The sequence below is a fragment of the Amycolatopsis sp. SID8362 genome (assembly GCF_010550475.1).
GTDB classification, from domain to species: Bacteria; Actinomycetota; Actinomycetes; order Mycobacteriales; family Pseudonocardiaceae; genus Amycolatopsis; species Amycolatopsis eburnea.
The window spans coordinates 1-3694 of sequence record NZ_JAAGNB010001775.1; the positions used below are offsets into that span (position 1 = coordinate 1).

Genomic DNA, 3694 nt, shown 5'->3' on the forward strand with positions numbered 1-3694 from the left:
TGGCGGCGCTGGGCGCGATCGGCTCGATCACCATGCACCACAACGCGTTCGCCCGGCGGCGCGTCGAAGACCTCTTGCTGGCCGCCGCGCTGCGCGTCGCCGCGACCGACACCCGGCGGGCGCCCGGGGACGGGCCGCTCGTCGAACTGCCCGCCGTACCCCTGCCCCGCACCCGGCGGTCGGAGATCCTCGCGGCCGCCATCCCGCTGTTCGAACGGGCCGGGTTCGCCGCCGTCACCAACGGGATGATCGCCGAAGCGGTGGGGCTAGTGCCGTCCGGGCTCTACCGCTACTTCCCGGGCAAGGCCGACATCCTGGCGGCGGCCTGCCTGCAGGCGGCCGGCCTGCTGGCTCAGGCGGTCGAACACAACCTGCGCGGGGTGAGCGGCGCGCACGCCGCCCTGACCGCGCTGACGGCGACCTACGTGGCGTACAGCTTCGAGCACCACTCGCTCACCAGCGTGGCCGACGCCGAGATCGTCGGCCTGCCCGATGCCCTGCGCCGTCCTTTGGTGGCTGCGCAACGCGAGCACATCGCGGTCTGGGAGCAGCACCTGCGCCAGGCCCGCCCCGACCTCGACGCGCGCCAGGCACGAGTGCTGGTGCACGCCGGCTTCGGCGTGGTGGTCGAGGCCGGCCGCCGCCTGCGGTGGGCCGATTCCCCCGAGCACCGGGCCGCCGTCGCCGCGTTGTTCATGAGCGCGCTGGGGCTGTGAACGGCACCAGCTAAACCTCCCGGGGCCGCCGGGCGTGGTGCCGGTGTCGGCCGAACGTCCCAGGGGGGAACCATGGTCAAGCGCACTCTCACACTGGTGGCACTGCTCGCCGCAGCCTGCCTGCCGGGGCTGTCGCCCGCGGCCGCGGCGGGCTGCACCTGGGCGATGACATCGCTGGCGCTGCCCGCGCCGTACACCAGCAGCGAGGTCTACGCGGCGGCGGAAGGCGGCTGGTTCGCCGGAGCCGTGCGCGGCGACAACGCGTATTCGGAGGTGCGGTGGCACGACGGTCAGCTCGTTTCGTCGTTCCACCTGGCCGAGGTGCGCGACATCAACTCCGCCGGCGACGTCGTGGGGGACGGCGGAACCGGGGACTGGTGGGCCTCGAAACCCGTCGTGTACCGCGGCGGCCAGAACGTGAACCTGCCCATGCCGCAAGGGTTCCGGTCCGCCAAGGCCACGCACATCAACAACGCCGGGGACATCATCGGCGTCGCCTACGGTGAGTTCGGCAACGTCCACCCGGTGCTCTGGGCCGCCGCGCGGCCGGGCACGGCCGAGGTCCTGAACCCGGATCCGCAGCACCTCTACGACACCTACCCGGTCGACGTCGACGAGCAGGGCCGCGTCCTGCTCTACACCGACGTCGGCGAGCGCTCGGGCGAGGTGTTCGTCCGCGCCGCCGACGGTGGGTACCGGCAGCTCCCGCCGCTGTACCCCGGCGGATCCGTGCTGCTGGAAGCGTTCCACGGCGGCCGGATCGCCGCGTCGGTCGTCACGCCCGAGCTGACGATGGTCGCCATCGAGGCCGACCTGGACGGCCACGTCGTGCACACGACCACCGAAGCCGCCGACACGCTGTTCCTCGACGCCGGCACGACGATGGCCGGCGTGGCCCACACGTTCGGCCCGGAGAACTACGAACTGCGGGTCTGGGAGAACGGCGAACCCACCGCCGACCTGGCAGGCGACCCGGACTTCAACGCGGCACCGCGGCCCGCCGGCCTCACCGACGACGGCACGCTGGCGGCGACGATCAACTGGCCGGGCACCGGTCTGCCGCGGGCCGTGGCGTACCACCGGGGCTGCTGACGGCCAGCACGGCCGCGAGCCCTTCCCGCAGGTCGTCGACGAAGTACCCGGGCACTTCCAGCGACGGGAAGTGCCCGCCCTTCTCGGGCGCGTTCCACCGCACGATCCGCCGGTAGCGCTCCTGCGCCCAGGGGCGCGGGTACTTCTCGATGTCCCGCGGGTAGATGGTGATCGCCGCTGGGACGTCGACCCGCAGCTCGGGATCCAGGGAATTGTGGCTTTCGTAGTAGATGCGGGCCGCCGACGCGCCGGTCCGCGTCAGCCAGTACAGGGTGACGTCGTCGAGGACGCGGTCGCGGGAAATGGTTTCGAACGGGCTGTCTTCGGTGTCCGACCATTCGGCGAACTTGTCGAGGATCCAGGCGAGCAGCCCGACTGGTGAGTCGACGAGCGAATAGCCGATGGTCTGCGGCCGGGTCGCCTGCTGCTTCGCGTACGCCGCGCGGTGGCGCCAGAAGTGGCGGGTTTCCTCGGCCCACTCGCGCTCGGTCGCCGTCAGCCCGTCCGTGGACAGCCCGGGCGGGCCTTCCGCGAACGTCGTGTGGATGCCGAGGACGTGCTCCGGGAACCGGCCGCCGAGGACCGTGGTGATGTTGCCGCCCCAGTCGCCGCCGTGGGCGGCGAACTTCTCGTAGCCGAGCCTGCTCATCAGCTCGACCCACGCTGCCGCGATCTTTTCGGTGCCCCAGCCGGTTTTGGCCGGCTTGTCGCTGTAGCCGAAGCCCGGCAGCGACGGGGCGACGACGTGGAACGCGGGTGCCCCGGCACTTCCCGGGTCCGCCAGCTCGTCGATCACGTCGACGAATTCGGCGACGCTGCCCGGCCAGCCGTGCGTCAGGAGCAGGGGAGTGGCGTCCGGTCGCGTGGACCGGCGGTGCAGGAAGTGGATGCCCAGCCCGTCGATGGTCGTGCGGAACTGGCCGATGTCGCCGAGCCTGCGCTCGAACGACCGCCAGTCGTACCCGGTGCGCCAGTACTCCACGACGTCGACGAGGTCGGCGAGCGGAACGCCCTGCCCCCAGCGTCGCTCGGCCGTCTCGGCTTCCGGCAGCCGGGCGGCGGCGAGCCGCGCGCGCAGCTCGTCGAGTTCGGCGTCGGGCGTGTGGGCTTCGAACGGGTGCACGGACATGGGAACCTCCTGCCATCGAAGAACCGGCTTAGACGGTTCTAACATGACGGCACGCCCACGGGCAACCGGCTAAGCTGGTTCCATGCCTGCCGGATTCCCCGACTTCCGCCTCGGTAGCGTGCTCGCGACCAGCTTCACGGCGACGTTGACCGAGCGCCGCGGCGACGCACTGGAGCGCATCCCCGTGCCGCAGCGGCTCGTCGACTGGCTGGTCGTGAGCGGCCTCGACGTCGGCTCGTGCACCGACGCCCAGCTCGCCCTCGCCCGGGAGCTGCGGGAGTCGATCCACGCCGCCGCGACGGCGGCCGCGACCGGCGAAGCGCTCCCCGCCGCGGCGGTCCGCGTCATCAACGACCGCAGTGCCCAGGGCCGGGCCGCCGCCGTCCTGACGCCCGAAGGCAAGCGACGATGGCGGCTCGGCCCGGACTCGGCCCTGGAAGACGCGCTCGGCGTGATCGCGGCCGACGCGATCGACATCCTCTCGGGCGAACGCGACGGCAAGCTGGCGCTGTGCGCGTCGCCGACCTGCCAGGCCGCGTTCTTCGACACCAGCCAGAGCCGCACCCGCCGGTGGTGCGACATGGGCACCTGCGGGAACCGGCACAAGAAAGCGCGGTTCCAGCGCAAGAACGCCGTCAGTCCTTGAGCCGGCTGCCCCGCCGCCAGATCGCGCGGGTGTCGAGCGTGGCGCCGATGTCCGCCGTCGGGTCGCCGTCGACGAGCAGGAGGTCGGCGCGGAGCCCTTCGGCGATGCGGC

The 3694-nt window shown here is 72.3% G+C and carries 4 protein-coding genes; 3 read left to right on the plus strand and 1 reads right to left on the minus strand.

Annotation, left to right across the window (positions count from 1 at the left end):
* Nucleotides 1-716: TetR/AcrR family transcriptional regulator (locus tag G3I65_RS54495; RefSeq protein ID WP_160704300.1), on the plus strand; the 716-nt coding region annotated here is incomplete at its 5' end.
* Nucleotides 717-788: 72 nt separating this feature from the next.
* A complete protein-coding gene (locus G3I65_RS54500) occupies nt 789-1808 on the plus strand; it encodes a hypothetical protein (RefSeq protein WP_160704302.1) in 1020 nt (339 codons plus the stop codon).
* Here the strand turns inward: G3I65_RS54500 and G3I65_RS54505 are convergent.
* A complete protein-coding gene (locus G3I65_RS54505; RefSeq protein WP_160704304.1) occupies nt 1753-2937 on the minus strand; it encodes an epoxide hydrolase family protein in 1185 nt (394 codons plus the stop codon). The genes G3I65_RS54500 and G3I65_RS54505 overlap by 56 nt on opposite strands.
* An 82-nt stretch (nt 2938-3019) precedes the next feature.
* On the opposite strand from G3I65_RS54505, the gene G3I65_RS54510 reads away from it, so the two are divergent.
* Nucleotides 3020-3583, plus strand: coding sequence for an ABATE domain-containing protein (locus tag G3I65_RS54510; protein WP_160704306.1), 564 nt, complete (start codon nt 3020-3022; stop codon nt 3581-3583).
* The last annotated feature ends 111 nt before the right edge of the window (nt 3584-3694 follow it).

What these genes read in the sequence shown, in the direction of transcription:
- G3I65_RS54500 (WP_160704302.1), top strand. Translation starts at nt 789, where the DNA reads ATGGTCAAGCGCACTCTCACACTGGTGGCACTGCTCGCCGCAGCCTGC.
- G3I65_RS54505 (WP_160704304.1), bottom strand. Translation starts at nt 2,937, where the DNA reads ATGTCCGTGCACCCGTTCGAAGCCCACACGCCCGACGCCGAACTCGAC.
- G3I65_RS54510 (WP_160704306.1), top strand. Translation starts at nt 3,020, where the DNA reads ATGCCTGCCGGATTCCCCGACTTCCGCCTCGGTAGCGTGCTCGCGACC.